A 3,168-nucleotide genomic window follows, 5' to 3' on the forward strand; every position below is an offset into this window, starting at 1 on the left:
CGACACGCGACGGCCCCATCCCCAACCATCAGGGACAAAAGGGGCGAACCGACCAACCGGTCAGCAGCTCACAACCCCTGACGAATCGAGGCCAAGACGATCCGCGCGGCCATCGAGACGGTTCCGGCCGCCGCCTGGACCCCGATCAAATACACCAACGCGATCTGGGACGACGAGGACCAACGCTGGATCTCCGACGCCGAGATAGCCGAGATCGGCTTCACCGCGTTCACCAGCAAGAAGAAGGCGTTCCACACCACCGCCCGGCTCATCGTCCGCCGTGTGAAACGGCTGAATCCAAAAACGGTGCCCGAGGGGCAGAGCGAACTGTTCGCCGTCTGGCGCCACCACGTGATCTTCACCGACAGCGTCTTCGTCCTCACCGATGCCGAGCCCATGCACCGTGATCACGCCGCGGTGGAACAGGTCTTCGCCGACCTGGAGGACTCCGCCCTCGCTCATCTGCCCTCGGGAAAGTTCACCGCGAACGCCGCCTGGCTCACCCTCGCGGCCACCGCCTACAACCTCACCCGCGCCGCCGGCCACCTCGCCTCCGTCTTCCACGCACACGCACGGACCGGCACCATCCGTCGCCACCTCATCAACGTCCCGGCCCGGATCGCCCGCCCGGGACGGCGGATCGTGCTGCACCTACCCGAACGCTGGCGCTGGGCCGAGGACTTCACCGACCTATGGGCAGCCGTCGGCCACCGCATGGTCACCTGACCTACGCGCCCACCGCCCGTCCACGACCAGAAAGAACCTCGGAGAACCCGCCACCGGGACGGCCACCCGGAACCCCACCCCGCCCGAATCCGGAAACCCACCACAAAAGCAATCACACCGCGTGATCAAAAATCACGCGGTGGATCGAGGATCAACAGCTCGCCGCATGAATTAGCCAATAAGCACCTGTCCGGAAAACGTGGGGCCCCTCACACCCTGTCCCGCTGACACCCACCCAATGCCACCAACGCGCCCACTCGCACCGCATTGTTTGAGTGAAGAATACTCAGTCGAATTTAGGCCATGTGCCGTAGCCTGCGGGCTAGCCAGAAACCTGTCGGGTGCCGTGTACGGGAGCGGCTGGCGCTTTCGCAACAAACAGCACCAGGAAGGCAGCCATGATTGCTCGATGTTGGGAGGTCATATTCCCTCCCTGTAGTAGATCGGACCTGACTGCTCGCCTGTGCGGAAAAATGATAGATCAGCGACATTCTCCGGTGCGGTTGTATCTCTTTTCTGGAGTAGATTGAGTCTGATTTATGCGAGAGGTATACCTCGGGCTAGTTTGTTGCGCTAGACGGCGACGGTTGGGTGTTTACCGTCGTTGCAGTAGTCGTTCAGTGAAGGGTTTTCGATGCATATACGTGGTGAACGTGTGAGATCGAGGTGTGTGAGGCCTCCGTTGTCGGGGGTTGCGGTGGTGACGGTGGGGGCGTTGCTTGCCTCGCTTGTCGGGCAGGGGGTGGTGTTGGCGTCGTCTGCTTCTGCTGTGGTGAGGGGGGCGGTGGCGACGAAGCCTGGTCTGCCGCCGGGGCCGGTATTGGCTGCGCCGGGTACTCCGGTTTCGGTGGCGGTGAATAATTCGGCGTATCTGCCGGGGTCTTCGCAGGTGGGGTCGGACGGTTCCTATTCGTATTCGATTCCGTTCGCGGTGCCGCAGGGCCGGTCGGGGGTGCAGCCTGGGTTGTCGCTGGAGTATTCTAGTGGTGGCGGGAACGGGCTGCTGGGGATGGGCTGGTCGCTGGCTGGTCTGTCGGCGATTGGGCGGTGTGCGAAGACGAAGGCCACGGAGGGGGTGGTCGCGGGGGTGAAGCTGGATTCTTCGGATGCGTTCTGCCTGAACGGGCAGAAACTGGTCACGGTGAAGACCGGCGACAATGCGCCGAAGGGAAATGGTGAGGACGGCGCCGAGTACCGCACTGAGGCGGACAAATTTTCGCGGATCATTTCGCATGTGAAGGCTTCGAACGCCGGGTCGGGGCCGGATACGTTTACGGAGGAGACTCGGGATGGCCGGACCCGCGTCTTTACCGCATTCACCGCGGATCAGGTGAAAGCGGGGGTGAATCTGGATGCCGTGTCGCCGGCAGAGGGTGACAGCACCACCACTGCTAAGCGGGTAGTGTGGCTGGAGACGAGTGAGGTGGATCACTCGGGCAACGCGATGGATTTCACCTACAAGCAGGTTCCGGGAACGGGCACGTTCAATCCGGACGAGATTCATTACACCTCGAACACTTCGAACGGTAATACGGCTGAGGCGAAGCGGTATGTGAAGTTCGAGTATGAGGCTGGGCGCCCTGATGTGGTGCAGCATTTCCAGGCGGGAGTGTCGTACAAGCAGACGCAGCGGCTGGCCGGGGTCAGCATGTGGGCGCCGAATCCTGCGAATGTCGCACAGGTGTGGCGCTATAACCTTGCTTATCAGGCCAGTAGTACGGGGCAGAGTCTGCTGTCGTCGGTTCAGCGGTGTGACAAGGACTCGAATGGCTGTACCCGTTCGAAGAAGTTCGACTGGTATGACCGTGCCGGAAAGCCCACATTCACCGCTTCGTCGCAGGCTCTGAGTCACGGGGTGAACGGTTCCGCGAGCGGGAAGGTAGCCGACTACGACGGTGATGGTGTGGATGACCTGCTCTATGCCTTCGACAACGGTGGTGCGGTGGCGCCCGAACTGCGTATGGGTGCCCGCCCGGCCTCGGGGGGGAAGGCGCCGCTGGAGTCCAAGTTCGGCACGTCGTTGAGCAGCGATCATTTCTCCGATGGTCGGCCTTTGGATCTGGAAGCGGACGGCAAGCTCGAGTACGCGCCCTCCAGCGCTTCGGGCGGCACGGACAAGATTTACCGGTGGAACAGCACCAGTCATGTCTTTGAGGACACCGGCAAGACAGTGCCGAGTGACCATTCGGACTTCGGTGATCTGGATGGTGACGGTCTGATGGACCTCATCGGTGACGATCAGGCGCTGTTCGGGCATGACATGACGTTCCGGCTGAACACCGGCAACGGGTTCGGGCCTTATGTGCAGTCCACTTTTGCTGGCGGTCCGCAGACCTCCGGTAACGGTCAGGGTGAGTGGTGTCACCTGCGGGTGCTGGACACCGATGGTGATGGTCGGGCCGAGCTGGTCGGCAATGAGCTGGTCGGTGGCGTCTGTGCGCC

At 62.2% G+C, this 3,168-nt stretch carries 3 protein-coding genes; 2 read left to right on the forward strand and 1 reads right to left on the reverse strand.

All coding sequences use genetic code 11. From position 1 onward, the window contains the following. Positions 1-68 precede the first annotated feature (68 nt). Positions 69-272: a hypothetical protein gene (locus ABZT03_RS43515; protein ID WP_356049761.1), complete on the reverse strand. Its 204-nt coding sequence runs from the start codon at positions 270-272 to the stop codon at positions 69-71. 10 nt (positions 273-282) lie between these two features. Here ABZT03_RS43515 and ABZT03_RS43520 point away from each other — a divergent pair, with 10 nt between their 5' ends. Continuing rightward, on the forward strand, positions 283-726 hold the full coding sequence (locus tag ABZT03_RS43520; protein ID WP_356049763.1) for a transposase: 444 nt from the start codon (positions 283-285) through the stop codon (positions 724-726). Between the two features lie 784 nt (positions 727-1,510). Beyond that, the coding region (locus tag ABZT03_RS43525; protein ID WP_356049765.1) for a SpvB/TcaC N-terminal domain-containing protein at positions 1,511-3,168 on the forward strand (1,658 nt) is incomplete at its 3' end.

Source organism: Streptomyces sp. NPDC005574, from assembly GCF_040605435.1.
Lineage (GTDB): Bacteria > Actinomycetota > Actinomycetes > Streptomycetales > Streptomycetaceae > Streptomyces.